The 15,474-nt window shown below is 77.7% G+C and carries 16 protein-coding genes; 15 read left to right on the forward strand and 1 reads right to left on the reverse strand.

The genetic code is table 11. The features are described 5' to 3' along the window. The 5 genes from GD970_RS16285 to GD970_RS16305 all read left to right on the forward strand — a co-directional run. Nucleotides 1-780, forward strand: a 780-nt coding sequence (locus GD970_RS16285; protein WP_226925403.1) for a type II secretion system F family protein, incomplete at its 5' end; no start/stop codon positions are given. Then, nucleotides 777-1,349, forward strand: a complete 573-nt coding sequence (locus GD970_RS16290; RefSeq protein WP_152203962.1) for a type II secretion system F family protein — start codon at nt 777-779, stop codon at nt 1,347-1,349. The genes GD970_RS16285 and GD970_RS16290, both read left to right, overlap by 4 nt. Before the next feature lie 153 nt (nt 1,350-1,502). Then, complete coding sequence (locus GD970_RS16295) at nt 1,503-1,721, forward strand: DUF4244 domain-containing protein (protein ID WP_152203963.1); 219 nt, start codon at nt 1,503-1,505, stop codon at nt 1,719-1,721. A 68-nt stretch (nt 1,722-1,789) separates the two neighbouring features. Further along, nucleotides 1,790-2,116, forward strand: coding sequence for a TadE family type IV pilus minor pilin (locus GD970_RS16300; RefSeq protein WP_152203964.1), 327 nt, complete (start codon nt 1,790-1,792; stop codon nt 2,114-2,116). Beyond that, complete coding sequence (locus GD970_RS16305) at nt 2,113-2,466, forward strand: Rv3654c family TadE-like protein (protein WP_152203965.1); 354 nt, start codon at nt 2,113-2,115, stop codon at nt 2,464-2,466. Before GD970_RS16300 ends, GD970_RS16305 begins: the two co-directional genes overlap by 4 nt. Before the next feature lie 18 nt (nt 2,467-2,484). Here the strand turns inward: GD970_RS16305 and GD970_RS16310 are convergent, their stop codons facing one another. Next, nucleotides 2,485-4,950 (reverse strand): DEAD/DEAH box helicase, encoded by a 2,466-nt coding sequence (locus GD970_RS16310; RefSeq protein ID WP_152203966.1) that lies wholly within the window; start codon nt 4,948-4,950, stop codon nt 2,485-2,487. A 192-nt stretch (nt 4,951-5,142) separates the two neighbouring features. Between GD970_RS16310 and GD970_RS16315 the strand changes: the two genes are divergently transcribed. From GD970_RS16315 to GD970_RS16360, 10 genes are all read left to right on the forward strand, one after another. Beyond that, a complete protein-coding gene (locus tag GD970_RS16315; protein WP_226925408.1) occupies nt 5,143-5,535 on the forward strand; it encodes an STAS domain-containing protein in 393 nt (130 codons plus the stop codon). A gap of 79 nt (nt 5,536-5,614) precedes the next feature. Beyond that, nucleotides 5,615-7,927, forward strand: a complete 2,313-nt coding sequence (locus GD970_RS16320) for a sodium-translocating pyrophosphatase (RefSeq protein WP_152203968.1) — start codon at nt 5,615-5,617, stop codon at nt 7,925-7,927. Between the two features lie 98 nt (nt 7,928-8,025). Further along, on the forward strand, nt 8,026-8,760 hold the full coding sequence (locus tag GD970_RS16325) for a histidine phosphatase family protein (protein ID WP_152203969.1): 735 nt from the start codon (nt 8,026-8,028) through the stop codon (nt 8,758-8,760). Then, nucleotides 8,757-9,623: an NAD(P)H-hydrate dehydratase gene (locus GD970_RS16330; protein ID WP_152203970.1), complete on the forward strand. Its 867-nt coding sequence runs from the start codon at nt 8,757-8,759 to the stop codon at nt 9,621-9,623. The genes GD970_RS16325 and GD970_RS16330 overlap by 4 nt, the downstream gene beginning before the upstream one ends. A 19-nt stretch (nt 9,624-9,642) precedes the next feature. Then, nucleotides 9,643-11,229, forward strand: coding sequence for a DUF7059 domain-containing protein (locus tag GD970_RS16335; RefSeq protein ID WP_152203971.1), 1,587 nt, complete (start codon nt 9,643-9,645; stop codon nt 11,227-11,229). 83 nt (nt 11,230-11,312) lie between these two features. Beyond that, nucleotides 11,313-11,627 (forward strand): hypothetical protein, encoded by a 315-nt coding sequence (locus tag GD970_RS16340; protein WP_152203972.1) that lies wholly within the window; start codon nt 11,313-11,315, stop codon nt 11,625-11,627. Nucleotides 11,628-11,731: 104 nt separating this feature from the next. Beyond that, the gene (locus tag GD970_RS16345) at nt 11,732-12,583 is read left to right on the forward strand and encodes an SDR family oxidoreductase (RefSeq protein ID WP_152203973.1); all 852 of its coding nucleotides are present in this window, start codon (nt 11,732-11,734) and stop codon (nt 12,581-12,583) included. A gap of 16 nt (nt 12,584-12,599) precedes the next feature. After that, nucleotides 12,600-13,301: a YqjF family protein gene (locus tag GD970_RS16350; RefSeq protein WP_152203974.1), complete on the forward strand. Its 702-nt coding sequence runs from the start codon at nt 12,600-12,602 to the stop codon at nt 13,299-13,301. Further along, the gene (locus GD970_RS16355) at nt 13,298-14,509 is read left to right on the forward strand and encodes an FUSC family protein (RefSeq protein WP_152203975.1); all 1,212 of its coding nucleotides are present in this window, start codon (nt 13,298-13,300) and stop codon (nt 14,507-14,509) included. Before GD970_RS16350 ends, GD970_RS16355 begins: the two co-directional genes overlap by 4 nt. A gap of 56 nt (nt 14,510-14,565) precedes the next feature. Beyond that, complete coding sequence (locus GD970_RS16360; protein WP_170297285.1) at nt 14,566-15,417, forward strand: phosphatase PAP2 family protein; 852 nt, start codon at nt 14,566-14,568, stop codon at nt 15,415-15,417. Nucleotides 15,418-15,474: the final 57 nt, after the last annotated feature.

A 15,474-nucleotide genomic window follows, 5' to 3' on the forward strand; every position in this document is an offset into this window, starting at 1 on the left:
CGCGGGACCGCCGTGACCGCGGTGGCCGTGGGGCTGCTCGTCGCGGCGGCCGCCTGGTTGCTCCTGGCGCCGTCGCGACACCCCCGCCGCGCCGAGACGCGCGCGACGTGGGCGTGGCCGCCGTGGCGGGCGCACCCGCCGCTCCCGCACCGCCGCGACCGGCGGGGCCGGGCCCGGGCGCGGCAGGTGGACCTGGGGGTCCTCGTCACGGAGGTGGCCACCCGGCTGCGCACCGGAGTGCCGGTGGAGCGGGCGTGGGCCGAAACGCTGGCCCGCAGCGGCCTGGACGTGCGGCAGCCCACCGCGGCCACGGTGCTCGGCGAGGGCGGGGTGCCGCTCGCCCTGGAGCGCCTGGCCACCGGTACCACGGGTCGCGCCGGCCACACCCGTGCCCGGGACGGGCCACCCCTGGGAGAGGCGGCCATCGCGGCGCTGCCCGGGGCGCTGGCGGCCTGCCGGCTCACCCACGAGCTCGGCGCACCGCTCGCCCAGGTGCTCGAGCGGTGCGCCCAGGGGCTGACCGAGGCCGGCCACGCCCGGGCCGCCCGGGCGGTGGCCCTGGCCGGGCCCCGGGCCACCGCCCGGCTGCTCGGCTGGCTGCCGCTGGTCGGTCTCGGCCTTGGCGTCGCGGTGGGCGCGGACCCGCTCGCCGTGCTCCTCGACGGCCGGCTCGGCACCGCGTGCCTGGTGGCCGGGATGGCGCTGGTGGCGGCCGGGCGGCGCTGGGTCCGGGCCCTCGAGCGCGCGGCGAACGCGGCGGCGGACGCGGGGGCACCGTGACGCCGCTCCTCATCGCCCTCGCGCTGCTCGCGGCGCTGCCCTGGGCGTGGCCGGCCCGGGTGCCGCCGCGGCCGGCGGCGGGCCGGCCGGTCCACCGCCGCACCGCCGGGGCCGTCGACATCGCCGTGCTCCTCGACCTGGCCGACGCCGCCCTTGCGGCAGGCGCGTCGATCCCTCGCGCGCTGCAGGCCGTGGGCCGGGCAGTGGACCCGGCGGACCTGGCAGACACGGCCGGCCCGCACGCCGTCGGGCCGGCGCTGCGGCAGGCGGGGGCGGCGCTGGTGCTCGGCGCGTCGTGGGCGGAGGCGTGGCAGGCCGCGCCGGGCTGGTTGGCGCCGCTGGCCGACGCGCTCGAGCCGGCCTGGGTCGACGGCGCCGCCCCCGGCCCGCTGCTGCGGCGCGCCGCCGAGGCGGTGCGGGCGGACCGGCAGCGCCAGGCGCAGGAGGCGGCCGCCCGGCTCGGCGTCCGCCTCGTGCTGCCGCTGGGGCTGTGCTTCCTGCCGGCGTTCGTGCTGCTGGGCATCGTGCCCGTGGTGGTGGCGGCCGGGGGCGGCTTCCTCGGCGGCTGACCCTCGCCGGGCCCGAGCCGCGCGCTGCTGCCAACCCGTCCACAGGCCCGCGACGCCCGGCCGCGACGCGCGGGCGATCCCGAGCAGGCTCGACAGCGACCGGCACGAGCCGGGCCGAGGCGGCCCCGCGGGGCCCGACGGAAGGGGAGCGGGATGCAGGTACGACGACAGCGGGGAGGGGTGCGGGCGGCGCTGGACCGGCGGGTCGTGCGGCTGGTCGCCGACGGCGAGGCCGGCATGGCCACGGCCGAGTACGCGGTGGGCACGGTGGCGGCGGCGTCGCTGGCCGGCGTGCTGCTCGCCATCCTCAAGAGCGAGTGGGTCCGCGAGCTGATCTCGGACCTCATCCGGTCGGCGCTCGGGCTGGGATGAGTCCCCGCCCAGCACCGGCGGCGGGCACGGCACCGTGCCCGCCGCCGGGCCGACGGGCACGCGGCGGGGTGACCGCCGAGCTGGCCGTCGCCCTGCCGGGGGTGGTGCTGCTCATCCTGGTGCTGCTCACGGCGGCCAGCGCGGCGCTCACCCAGGTCCGGGTGGCCGACGCCGCCCGGGCCGGGGCCCGCGCGGCCGCGTTGGGGGAGCCGGCCGGCCAGGTCACGGCGGTGGCCGCCCAGCTGGCCGGCGGCGCCGCCGCGGTGCAGGTGGGCCGCGAGGGCGGCTACGTCGTCGTGGCGGTGGCCCGGGACCTGCCCGGCCCGCTCGCGGTGGCCGGGCTGCGTGCCAGCGCGACCGCCCGGGCGCTGCCCGAGCCGGGGGAGCCGGGGTGAGCGGGCGTGCGCCCGACTGCGGCGCGGGCACCGTGCTCGCCCTGGCGCTGGTGGCCGTCCTCCTGGTGCTCACGCTCGCCGTGGTGGGCCTGGCCCGCGCGGTGCACGCCCGGGCGGCGGCCCAGGCGGCCGCGGACCTGGCGGCGCTGGCGGCCGCCACCGCGCTGCGGGACGCGGCGGGCGACCCGTGCACCGTGGCGACCGCGGTGGTGCGCGCCAACGGCGCCGAGCCGGCCGGCTGCGCGGTGGCGGGCGCGGTGGTCGAGGTGGGCGCCCGGGTGGTGGTGCTCGGCCAGGCCGACGGGGTGCTCGTCGCCCGGGCCAGCGCCCGGGCGGGCCCGGCCCCCTGATCGGGCGGGGCCCGCCGGTCAGCGCGCCGGCGCCATCCCGATCTCGGCCGGGCGGGCCTGCGGAGCTGCCCTCAGCAGCAGCCGCAGCAGCCGCACGGCCCCCTGCTTGTCCAGCGGGGAGTTGCCGTTGCCGCACTTGGGCGACTGGACGCAGCTGGGGCAGCCGTCCTGGCAGCCGCAGGCGGTGATGGCGTCCAGGGTCGCCTGCAGCCAGCGCCCGGCCGCCCGGTAGCCGCGCTCGGCGAAGCCGGCCCCGCCGGGGTACCCGTCGTGGACGAACACCGTGGGCTGCCCGGTCTGGGGGTGCACCGCCGTGGAGAGCCCGCCGATGTCCCACCGGTCGCACGTGGCCAGCAGCGGCAGCAGGCCGATGGAGGCGTGCTCCGCGGCGTGCAGCGCCCCCGGCAGCGCGTCCTTGCCCACCCCGGCGGCCTCGCACGCCTCCGCCGAGAGCGTCCACCACACCGCCGTGGTGGGCAGCACCCGCTCGGGCATGTCCAGCGGGTAGGAGCCGACGATGTCCAGGCCGGGCACCCGGCGCTTGTCGTACCCGGTGACCTGGCTGGTCACCTCCACGTCACCGAAGGACCACAGCACCTCGGCGTCTCCCGCGCGCCACTCCTCCCGCGCCCGGGTGCCGATGATCCGCACCGAGGCGGTCGAGCGGGCCTTGGTGCGGTGGGCGACGTCAGGGTCGGCGTGGACGAGGGCCACCTCGTCCTCGAGGGCGTCGACGACGAACGTGCGGCCCTGGTGGACGTAGACGGCGCCGGGGAAGACGGTGGCGTCGGCGCGGGCTCCGTCGACCGTGCCCAGGACCGAGCCGGTGCCCAGCTCGACCACCTGCACCGGCGGGGCGTTCCCGCCGCGCAGGTCGGTGAGGTCCTGGGCGCGCTCGGGCCGGGCGAAGTTCCAGAACCACCCGTTGGGCCGCCGGCGCAGCAGGCCCCGGCGCACGAGCTCGTCGAGCAGGGTGGCGTCCGGCAGCCCGAACAGGGCCAGGTCCGCCGTCGTCAGCGGCGTCTCGGAGGCGGCGGCGCACAGGTGCGGGGCGAGGACGTAGGGGTTGGCCGGGTCGAAGGTGGTCGCCTCCACCCCGGCGTCGAAGATCGCCTCGGGGTGGTGGACGAGGAACCCGTCCAGCGGGTCGTCGCTGGCGACCAGCACCGCGACGCCGTCGGTGCCCGCCCGCCCGGCCCGGCCCGCCTGCTGCCACAGGGAGACCCGGGTGCCGGGCCAGCCGGCGATGACCACGGCGTCCAGCCCGGCGACGTCGACGCCGAGCTCGAGGGCGTTGGTCGTCGCCAGCGCCCGCAGCTCGCCGCTGCGCAGGGCCCGCTCGAGCTCGCGCCGCTCCTCGGGCAGGTACCCGCCGCGGTAGGCGGCCACCCGGGCGGCGAGGTCGGCGTCGACCTCGCGCAGGTGGCGGCGGGTCTGCTCGGCGATGACCTCCGCGCCGTAGCGGGAGCGGACGAACACCAGCGCCCGCGCCCCCGCGGAGACGAGGTCCGCGAGCAGGTCGGCGGCCTCGGAGGTGGCGCTGCGCCGCGGGCCGTCCTCGAGGGCCTCGCCCTCGGCGTCCGCGGCGGTCAGGTCCACGCCCTCGCCCGGCCACGACGCGGCCCACCCGGTCGCCAGCGCCGGCTGCCACAGCGCGATGCTGCGCCGCCCGGCCGGCGCGGCGTCGTCGGTGACGGCCACGACGTCCTCGGGAGCCACCCCCACCAGCCGCGCGGCGGTGAGGGCCGGCTCGGCGGTGGTGGCCGAGGCGCAGATGACGCTCGGCCGGGCGCCGTAGTGCGCGGCCAGGCGCAGCAGGCGGCGCAGCACCAGGGCGACGTGGGCCCCGAGGACCCCGCGGTAGGCGTGGCACTCGTCCACGACGACGTAGCGCAGCCCGCGCAGCAGCCGCTGCCAGCGGCGGTGGTTGGGCAGCAGGGAGAAGTGGAGGAAGTCGGGGTTGGACAGGACGACGTCGGCGTGGTCGCGGGCCCAGTCCCGCTCCGTCAGCGGGGTGTCCCCGTCGCAGGTGGTCACCCGCACGCTGCGCAGCGCGGCGGCGTCGAGCAGGCGGTGCAGGCCGGCGAGCTGGTCGGCGGCCAGGGCCTTGGTGGGCGAGAGGTACAGCGTGGTCGGGCGCCGGTTGTAGGTGCCGATGCTGCCCGCCGCCGGGCTGGCCGCCTGCGCGGCACCCTCGCGCACGGCCGAGAGGACCGGCAGCCACGCGGCGAGCGACTTGCCCGAGCCGGTGCCGGTGGCGACGACGGTGTGCCGCCCGGCCCAGGCGGCCTCCGCGGCGGCCACCTGGTGCAGCCACGGCGCGGCGACCCCCAGGCGCCGGTAGCCGGCGACGACGTCGGGGTCGGCCCAGCCCGGCCACGCGCCGGTGCGCCCCGGCCGGGCGGGCAGCTGCTCGAGGTGGACGAGCCGCCCGTCGCGCGCGCCGGCGGCGCGCAGCAGCTGGACGAGGTCGGGTGCGGGCACCGTCCCAGTGTGCGCCACCGCGGTGACAGCGGCCGACGGGGCGCCGGCGAGGGCCGCGGCCCGGGTGGCAGCGACCTGCCAGGCGCACAAGTCCCCCCCGCTGGGGGGCTGGTGCTCAGGGGGTCCCGTGAAACGATGTGACGCACGTGCTAGCGGTCGAGGGCCGATCGTGCGACTGGAGGGGGGCGGGTGATGAACCTGTCCGTGTGCCGGCACGAGGTCGACAGCGTCGCGGTGGTGAGCTGCCGCGGGGAGCTGGACGGCGAGTCGGCCGAGCGCCTCTCCGCCGAGCTCGAGCTGGCGCTGGACGCCCGCCCGCCCGCCATGGTGGTGGACCTCGGCGGCCTGACGTTCATCGACTCCACCGGGGTCCACGTCGTCGTGCGCAAGCGCGCGGCCAGCGTCGCGGTGGAGACCACCGTGCTCGTCGTCGCCGTGGCCGAGCGGATCCGCGACGTGTTCCGCCTCACCGGTCTCGCCGAGGGGGTGGACCTGCACCGGTCGATCCCGGACGCACTCACCTCGCTCCTGCCGGACCCGCGGGTTGCGGTCGCGGCGCATCCCATTCACGCGTCGGGCCGTTGACGCGGCGAGTAGGCTCCCAGGAACCTGCCACCGGGGGCGGCGAAGCCTGCGGTCGGCTACACGCTGCCGAGGAGGGCGGATGCTGGAGATGGGGACCTCAAGCCTGATCATCGTTGGCGCCATCGGCGTCATCGCCGTGGTGGCACTCGTCATCGCCGTCGTGCTGCGGCGGCAGGTGCTCGCCGCGGACCCGGGCACCCCACGGATGCAGGAGATCGCCAGAGCGGTGCAGGAGGGGGCCTCGGCCTACCTCAACCGCCAGTTCCGCACCCTGGCGGTCTTCGCCGTCGTCGTCTTCGCGCTGCTGTTCCTGCTGCCGGGCGACGCGGAGGTCAAGATCGGGCGCGCCATCGCCTTCCTGTTCGGCGCGGGGTTCTCCGCCTCCATCGGATACCTGGGCATGTCGCTGGCGGTGCGCGCCAACGTCCGCGTCGCCGCCGCGGCCAACCGCCAGGGCGGACGCGCGGAGGGGGCGCAGATCGCCTTCCGCACCGGCGGCGTCGTCGGGATGTCGGTGGTGGGCCTGGGCCTGCTCGGCGCGGCGGGCGTGGTGCTCATCTACCGGGCCGACGCGCCGGCGGTGCTGGAGGGCTTCGGCTTCGGCGCCGCCCTGCTGGCGATGTTCATGCGTGTCGGGGGCGGGATCTTCACCAAGGCCGCCGACGTCGGCGCCGACCTGGTCGGCAAGGTCGAGCAGGGCATCCCCGAGGACGACCCGCGCAACGCGGCCACCATCGCCGACAACGTCGGCGACAACGTCGGCGACTGCGCGGGCATGGCCGCCGACCTGTTCGAGTCCTACGCCGTCACCCTCGTCGCCTCCCTCATCCTGGGCACCGCCGCCCTGGGCGAGCGGGGCCTGGTGCTCCCGCTGCTGATCACCGCCGTCGGCGCGCTGGTCGCCGTCCTCGGGGTGTTCATCACCCGGGTGCGAGGCAACGAGTCCGGGCTGCGGGCGATCAACCGCGGCTTCTACCTCGCCGCGCTCGCCGGCGTCGTCCTCGCCGCCGTCGCCGCCTACGTCTACCTGCCCGCCACGTTCGCGGCGGTCCCGGGCGTGAGCCAGCAGCTGGCCGGGCACGCCGGGGACCCCCGGCTCATCGTCTCGGTCGCGGTGCTCATCGGCGTCGTGCTGGCCGGCGTCATCCTCTGGCTGACCGGCTACTTCACCGGCACCACCGCCCGGCCCACCCGGCACGTGGCCGCCACCTCCCGCACCGGCGCCGCGACGGTCGTCCTCTCCGGCATCGGGGTGGGCTTCCAGTCCGCGGTGTTCACCGCCGGCATCATCGCCGCCGCGATCTGCGGGGTGTTCCTCATCTCCGGCGGCTCGATCGGCCTGGCGCTGTTCCTCGTGGCCCTCGCCGGCTGCGGCCTGCTGACCACCGTCGGGGTCATCGTCGCCATGGACACCTTCGGCCCGGTCAGCGACAACGCCCAGGGCATCGCCGAGATGTCCGGCGACGTCGACGAGGCCGGCGCGCAGGTGCTCACCGACCTCGACGCCGTGGGCAACACGACGAAGGCCGTGACCAAGGGCATCGCGATCGCCACCGCCGTCCTGGCGGCCACGGCGCTGTTCGGCTCCTACTCCGACGCCGTGCGCGTGGCCCTCGCCGAGTTCACCAACGCCGGGACGCGGGTCGCCGGCGGGGTCGTCGGGGCGATGATGGACTACGAGATCATCTCCCCGATCACCCTCGTCGGCGTGATCCTCGGCGGGGCGACGGTCTTCCTCTTCTCCGGCCTGGCCATCGACGCCGTCACCCGGGCCGCCGGCGCGATCGTGTTCGAGGTGCGCCGCCAGTTCCGCGAGCACCCCGGGATCATGACCGGCGAGACCCGGCCGGAGTACGGCAAGGTCGTGGACATCTGCACCCGCGACTCGCTGCGCGAGCTGGCAACCCCCGGCCTGCTGGCCGCCTCGGCGCCCATCGCCGTGGGCTTCGGCCTCGGCGTGGGCCCGCTCGCCGGCTTCCTCGCCGGCGCGATCGCCACCGGCGTGCTCATGGCCGTCTTCCTCGCCAACTCCGGCGGCGCGTGGGACAACGCCAAGAAGATCGTCGAGGACGGCCACTACGGCGGCAAGGGCTCGGAGGCGCACGCCGCCACGGTCATCGGCGACACGGTGGGTGACCCGTTCAAGGACACCGCCGGCCCGGCGATCAACCCGCTCATCAAGGTGATGAACCTCGTCTCGCTGCTCATCGCCCCGGCCGTCGTCCAGCTCACCGCGCCCGCGGACGCCAACCACACAGTGCGCCTCACCATCGCGGTGCTGGCCGCCGCGATCGCCGGCGGGGCCATCGTGCTCTCCCGCGTCCGGGCCGGGCGTGAGGAGATCGGCGGAGAGCGGGACTCCCGGCAGGAGGCCGCCGCCGGGTCGCACTGAGCGGCGGCCCGACGCCCGGGCCTCCGCGTATCCGGGCGACCGTGATCTCGGACGCGCGACGTCGTGCGGCCCGCGGAGGCGAACCGTAGGTTCGGGCCATGGGTGCAACGGAACTCCTCCTCGTGCGGCACGGCGAGAGCGCCGCCAACGTCGCGGCCGCTCGCGCCGAAGCCGCCGGCGCCGAGCAGATCGACGTGCCGGCCCGCGACGCCGACGTCGAGCTGTCCGAGAACGGGCTGGCCCAGGCCCGCGCGCTCGGCGCCTGGCTCGCCGCCCTGCCCGAGCAGGACCGGCCGCAGGCGGTGTGGTCCTCGCCCTACCGCCGCGCCGCCGACACGGCCCGCGTCGCCCTGGCCGAGGCACGCCTCGACCTGCCGCTCCTGCTCGACGAGCGCCTGCGTGACCGTGACCTGGGCATCACCGACACCCTCACCGCGGCCGGGGTCCGGGCCCGTTACCCCGAGGAGGCGGAGCGACGTCGGTGGCTCGGGAAGTTCTACCACCGGCCCCCCGGCGGGGAGTCCTGGGCCGACGTCGCCCTGCGCGTGCGCTCGGTCCTCGCCGACCTCGCCCGCCAGGACCGGGCCGAGCGGGTCCTCGTCACCGCCCACGACGCCGTCGTCCTCCTCTTCCGCTACGTCTGCGAGCGCCTCGACGAGGGCGAGATCCTCGCGATCGCCGCCTCCCAGGGCGTGCGCAACGGCGCGATCACCCGCCTGGTGGCCGCCGGCGACGAGTGGCGCCTGGCCGCCTACAACGTCGACGAGCACCTCGCGCAGGCCGGCACGCCGGTCACCTCCGAGCCCGCCGTGGGGGAGCGGGGGACCGCGTGAGCGCCACCCCCATCACCCCGGCCCTGCTGCGGGAGTGGCCGCTGCCCGAGCCGCGGGGCAGCAAGTACGGCCGCGGGCAGGTCCTCGTGGCGGGCGGCGCCCGGGCCACCCCCGGGGCGGTGCTCCTCGCCGGGGAGGCGGCCCTGCGGGTCGGCGCCGGCCGGCTCACCCTGGCGGTGGCGCGGTCGGTCGCCGGCTCCCTGGCGGTGGCGGTGCCCGAGGCCGGGGTCCGGGGCCTGGCGGAGGACGACGCCGGGGACGTCCGGGGGAGCGACGCGGCGGCCCTGGCCCCCGACCTCGAACGCGCCGACGCCGTCCTCGTCGGCCCCGGGCTGGGCGAGCCGGACGGCACCGGCGCGCTGGTGCGGGGCCTGGTGCCCCGCCTGCCCGACGGGGTCCCGGTGGTCCTCGACGCCTTCGCGCTCGGCGTGCTGCCCGGCCTGGACGACGCGCGGACGGCCCTGGCCGGACGGCTGGTGCTCACCCCGAACCTGGCCGAGATGGCCCGGCTCCTCGACGTCGCCGACGTCGAGGAGCCCGACGCCACCGAGGCGGCCCAGGAGGTCGCCCGCCGCTACGGCGCCGTGGTGACCAGCCACGGCCTGGTCACGGACGGGTCCGCGACGTGGCAGGTGACCACCGGGCACACCGGGCTGGGCACCTCGGGCAGCGGCGACGTCCTCGCCGGGGCGCTGACCGGGCTGCTCGCGCGCGGCGCGGACCGCACCCAGGCGGCGGTGTGGGCCACGCACCTGCACGCCAGCGCGGGCGACTCCCTCACGGCCAGCGTGGGCAAGGTCGGCTTCCTCGCCCGCGAGCTCGTCCCTGAGCTGCCCCGGCTGCTGCACGAGCTGACCGTGTGAGCCTGCCTACTCTCGTCCCATGAGCACCCGGACGAGCCCCGCCCCACCCGCCGGCACCGCGGCGCAGGTGGCCGCCCTGCGCGACGACCTCGCCGCGGCGGGGTTCACCGTCGACGGCGTCGCCGCGCTGCTGGGGGACGTCGCCGGCGCCGCGCTGCACCGCGAGCAGCGCGTCCCGGCGCTGCGCCTGGCCCGGGCGGCCGACGATCCGGTGGCCACGCTCGTGCGGCTGTTCATGCTCGGCGACGAGGTCACCGCCGCCGACGTGTCCGCCGCCCTGCCCGGGCCGGGAGCCGCCGGCGCGCAGGCCCTCGGCCTGGTCGCGGCCGCCGGCGCGGCACCGGAGGACCCCGTGCGGGCGCTGGTGGACCTGCGCCCGTACGGCGCCACCGACGCCGCCGGCACGGCCCGCTGGTGGGTCGCCTCCGACCTCGGCGAGGTCGAGACGGGCGCCCCGCTGACCGCCGACCACGTCCTGGGCATCGGCGGGGCGTCCCTCACCCTGGCCCAGCTCACCGTGCGCGACGCCCGCCCCCGCGTCCTCGACCTCGGCACCGGCTGCGGGATCCAGGCCCTGCACGCCGCCCGGCACAGCGAGCACGTGGTCGCCACCGACGTCTCCGCCCGTGCCCTGGGCTTCGCCGCGTTCAACGCCGCGCTCGCCGGGACGACCTTCGACCTGCGCCGCGGCTCCCTGCTCGAGCCGGTCGCCGGGGAGGCCTTCGACCTGGTGGTGTCCAACCCGCCCTTCGTCATCACCCCGGCCGCCGCCTACGACGCCGGCCTGCCGCTCATGGAGTACCGCGACGCCGGGCGCGGCGGGGACCTGCTGGTGCGCGACCTCGTCACCGGCGTCGGCGCGCACCTGGCCCCCGGCGGGGTCGCCCAGCTGCTGGGCAACTGGGAGCACCACGCCGGGCAGCCGTGGCCCGAGCGGGTCCGCGGCTGGCTGGCGGCCTCCGGCCTGGACGGCTGGGTGGTCCAGCGCGAGGTGCAGGACCCGGCCGAGTACGCCGAGCTGTGGCTGCGCGACGGCGGGCTGCGCCCCGAGCTCGACCGGGCCGCCTACGAGGCGGCGTACGCCGCCTGGCTCGGCGACTTCGAGGCGCGCGGCGTCGAGGGGATCGGCTTCGGCTACGTCGTCCTGCACCGCCCGGCCGCCTCCCGGACCCCCTGGCACCGGGTCGAGGAGGTCAGCGGGCCGGTGCAGGGGCCGCTCGGCCGGCACGTCGCCGAGGTGCTCGCCGCCCGCGCCTGGCTCGCCGACCTCGGGGCGGACGAGGCCGGGGGGCCGACGGGCCTCGCGGCGCTGGCCCGGCAGCGGCTCGTCGTCGGGCCCGACGTCACCGAGGAGCGCTACCTCGCCCCGGGCGCGGCCGACCCGCAGGTGCTGCAGCTGCGCCAGGGCGGCGGGCTCGGCCGGGTCGTGCGCCCCGGGACCGTGGTGGCCGGGGCGGTGGGCGCCTGCGACGGCGAGCTCACCCTGGGGCAGATCGTCGCCGGGCTCGCCGCGCTGCTCGAGGTGCCCGCCGACGAGGTGGCCGCCGAGGTGCTCCCGGCCGCCCGGGAGCTCGTGCTCGACGGGTTCCTGCGCCCGGCGGCGTGAGCGCCGTCCCTCCCAGCCCCGTCCCAGCCTCGCGCGGCACGGTGGGTCCCGTGGCCGGGACCCCGGCCGGAGAAGGGGACACGATGCTCGACACCGCGACGCAGGCGGACAGCTGGCTCACCGCGACGCTGCGCCCGGCCGGGATCATCGACCGCGACGACACCGACCGGCTGCGCGACGTGCTGGACGCGCTGGCCGCGTCGGCCTCCCTCGTGGTGGTCGACCTGGAGGCCGCCGCCCTGCGCAGCCCCGCCGCCGCGGCGGTGATCGACGACGCCGCGCACGGCCTGGAGCGCCGCGGCGGCTGCCTGCTGTGCGTGCGGGCGGACGACGGCGCCCGGCGCGCGCTGGCCTCGGCCGGCGGGCACGCCGTCGTGCTCGACGACGCCGCCGCCTGACCACCCGGGCGCCGGGTGGCGCGGCGCGGGGCACCGGAGTCGCGCGGCGGGCGCCGTCGCAGGTCCGGGATGCGGCCGGTGCGGGCCGCCTTCACGATGGGCCCATGGCCAACGACCAGATCCCCGCCCAGCAGCAGCAGTGGCCCGGCACCACCCGGGAGATGACGCCCGCCCCGGACCACGGCGAGACCAGCTACACCGGCCGTGACCGCCTCGTCGGCAAGAAGGCGCTGATCACCGGCGGCGACTCCGGCATCGGTCGCGCCACCGCCATCGCCTTCGCCAAGGAGGGCGCCGACGTCGCCATCGTCTACCTGCCCGAGGAGCAGGCCGACGCCGAGGAGACCCAGAAGCAGGTCGAGGCAGCCGGCCGCACGTGCGTGCTCGTGCCCGCCGACCTGCGCACGCAGGAGGCCGCCGAGCAGGCCGTGCGCCAGGCGGTCGAGGGCCTCGGCGGGCTGGACACGGTGGTGAGCAACGCCGGCTTCCAGATGGCCCACCAGTCCCTGGAGGACTTCCCCGACGGGCAGATCGAGCGCACCTTCTCCACCAACGTCTTCGCGACCTTCTGGGTGGCCAAGGCCGCCGTGCCCCACCTCGAGCCCGGCTCGACGATCACCATCACCACCTCGATCCAGGCCTTCCAGCCCTCCCAGCCGCTGCTGGACTACGCCGCGACCAAGGCGGCGCTCAACAACCTCACCGTCAACCTCGCCGCGGAGCTGGGCCCGCAGGGCATCCGCGTCAACGCCGTCGCCCCGGGCCCGATCTGGACGCCGCTGATCCCGACCACCTTCCCCGGGGAGAAGGTCGAGGGCTTCGGCTCGGACACCCCGCTCGGCCGGCCCGGGCAGCCCGTCGAGGTCGCCACCGCCTTCGTGTACCTGGCCGGCGACGAGGCGAGCTACGTCTCGGGCACCGTGCTGGGGGTCACCGGCGGCAAGCCGGTCTTCTGAGGACGGCGGTGGCGCGATGACCGGGCGCGGTCCGGACCACCGGGTGCCGCGCGCCCTGAGCCTGCAGCGGTGGTCCGACCTGACCTTCCTGCACTGGGCGCTGCCGGTCTCCGCGGTGGCCGAGCAGCTGCCGCCGGGGCTGGAGGTCGACACCTTCGACGGGCGCGCCTGGGTCGGGCTGACCCCGCTGGTCATGCGCGACGTGCGGGCGCCCTACGTGCCCGCGCTCCCGCACCTGTCGGACTACGTCGAGGTCAACCTGCGCACCTACGTCCGCGGCCCGGACGGCACCGGTGGCATCTGGTTCTTCTCCCTCGAGTGCGCCCGGCTGCCCGTCGTCCTCGCGCTGCGCGCCCTGTCCCTGCCCTACCAGTGGGCCCGGGCGGAGGTGGCCACCGGCCCGGCCCGCATCGCCTACCGCACCCGCCGGTACGGCACCGGCCTGGGGATGCGCGCCGCGGTCCGGGTGGGGGAGCCGGTCGAGACGGACCCGCTCGCCGTCTTCCTCACCGCCCGGTGGTGGGCCTACACCCTGTGGGGGCAGCGGCTGTGGCGCGTGCCGGTCGAGCACGAGCCGTGGCCGCTGCGCCGGGCGACCGCGCGCGTGGCCGCCGGCGACCTGTTCCACGCCGCCGGGCTGCCCGCCCCCTGGGTCGAGCCACTCGTCCACTTCAGCCCCGGCGTCCACGTGCGGGTCGGGGCACCGCAGCCGGCATGAGGGGCGGCCGTTCCGACCGGGCCGACCAGCGCGCGCGGCAGGACCACGTGGCCCGCCTCGCCCGGGCGGCCCACCAGGCGCAGGCGGAGCGTCAGGCCCGAGCGGCCCGGCAGGCCCGGGCGGCCCGCGAGACCTGGCGGGCGCGCCGCCCGGGCTGGGTCCGGCGCACCTGGGCGCGCCACCCCCGCCTGGCGATGGCCGCGCGGGCCGCCGTCGCGACCGCCCTCGCCTGGATGGCCGCCCACGCGGTGCCCGGCCCGGCCGCCGACTACCCGTACTACGCCCCGCTCGGCGCCGTCATCGCCACCACGTTCACCCTCGTGGGGTCGGTGCGCGAGTCCGTCCAGGCGGTCGGGAGCATCGCCCTGGGCGCCGCCGTCGCGTACGTGGTGGGGGCTCTGGTGCCGGGCACCGGCGCCCCGGCGGTGGCCGTCGTCGTCGCGCTCGGCGTGCTGATCGCCGGCTGGCGGCGCCTCGGGGCGATGGCCTCGTGGGTGCCCACTGCGGCCCTGTTCACCCTCGTCATCGGCGGCCCGGACCCCACTGGGTTCATCGGCGCCTACACGGGGCTGACCCTGCTGGGGGCGCTGATCGGCGTCGGCGTCAACCTCGTCCTCCCGCCGCTGCCGCTCGCCCCCGCCCAGCTGGCGATGGAGCGCGTGCGCGGCCTGATCGTCGAGCAGCTGCGCGATCTCGCCGACGGCCTCGACCGCGACGAGCCGCCGGAGGCGGCGGAGTGGGCCCAGCGCCGGCGGGACCTGGCGCCGGCGCTGCGGGAGATGCACGACGTCGTCGCCGACGCCGCCGCGGCCCGCCGGTGGAACCGGCGCAGCCGCCGCTACGACGCGGCCACCGCCCGGCAGGACCGCATGGCCGCGGCGCTGCAGCGCACGGCGCTGGTGGTCGAGGACCTCACCGGGACCGTCACCGAGGCCGAGCGGGCCGACCTGGAGGACGTCGCGCTGGGCCCGCGGCTGCGCCCGCACGCGGCGCGCACGCTGCGCACCCTCGCGGACGTGCTCGTGCACGTCGAGGGCACCGCCGAGCACCCCGAGGCCGTCGCGGAGGCCCGGCGGGCCCTGGAGGGCTTCGCCGCGGAGGTCACGCACGGCCCCGCGGCCGGCCACCTCGTCGCCGCCAGCGTCGTGGTCGCCCTGCGCCGGTGCCTCGTGGCCGCCACCGACCCGCCGGTGGCACCGGCCGGCTGAGCGCCGACGGTGTCGCCGACCGGAACGGACGCCCCGCGGGCGGTTACCGTGTCGCGGTGACCCAGACGCTTCCTCGCCAGACGCGCCGCGTCGACCGCCGGCTCGTGGCCGTCGCCCTCGCCGTGCTCGCGGCCGCCGCCGTCGTCGCGGTGTGGTGGTTCTTCGTCACTACGCCCGCCGGCCAGCACGTCGACGAGGTCGCCTACACCGGCTCACGCATCGGCCGCAGCCGGCTGTCGGAGGTCACCCAGTCGATCCTCGACGTCGTCTCCGTCCCCTTCCTCGTGCTCGTCATCCTCGTCACGGCGGTGATCGCGGCGCTGCGGCGCCAGTGGCGCCTCGCCGTCGGGGTCGGGGCGATGGTGGCGGGGATGAACCTCACCACCCAGCTGCTCAAGTACCAGCTATTCACCCGCCCCGACCTGGGCTACACCGACGGGTACCAGGAGAACACCCTGCCCAGCGGGCACACCACGGTGGCGGGGTCGGTGGCCGCCGCCGCGCTGCTCGTCGCGCCGCGGCGCTCGCGGTGGTTCGTCGCGCTCCTGGGCGCCGCCTACACCGGCGGGACCGGCATCGCCACCATGGCCAACGGCTGGCACCGGGCCTCCGACGTCGTCGCCGCCGTGCTCGTCGTCGCCGCCTGGGCCCTGCTCGCCCAGGCGGTGGCCGGGCCGGTCGAGCCGCTCGGGCCCGTCGGCGCCGTCGCCGGGCTGCTCGGCGTGGCCGGCGGGCTGGGCGCGGGCGTGGCCGCCGCGGCGATGCTGCTCACCCGCGGGGCCGACGTCGCCGACCCCTCCCGGTCTCAGATGCTCATCGCCTATGGTGGGGCGAGCGTGGGCGTGCTGGCGGTCGTCTGCCTCGCCACCTGCGCCGTGCTGCTCGTGGGCACCCGGCCGCGCCGTTGAGGCTCGCGGCCAGAGCGGGCCGTCCTCCCGGTCGTCTCCGTCCACACCGCCGACACG

The organism is Georgenia thermotolerans, from assembly GCF_009193185.1.
Taxonomy (GTDB): domain Bacteria; phylum Actinomycetota; class Actinomycetes; order Actinomycetales; family Actinomycetaceae; genus Georgenia; species Georgenia thermotolerans.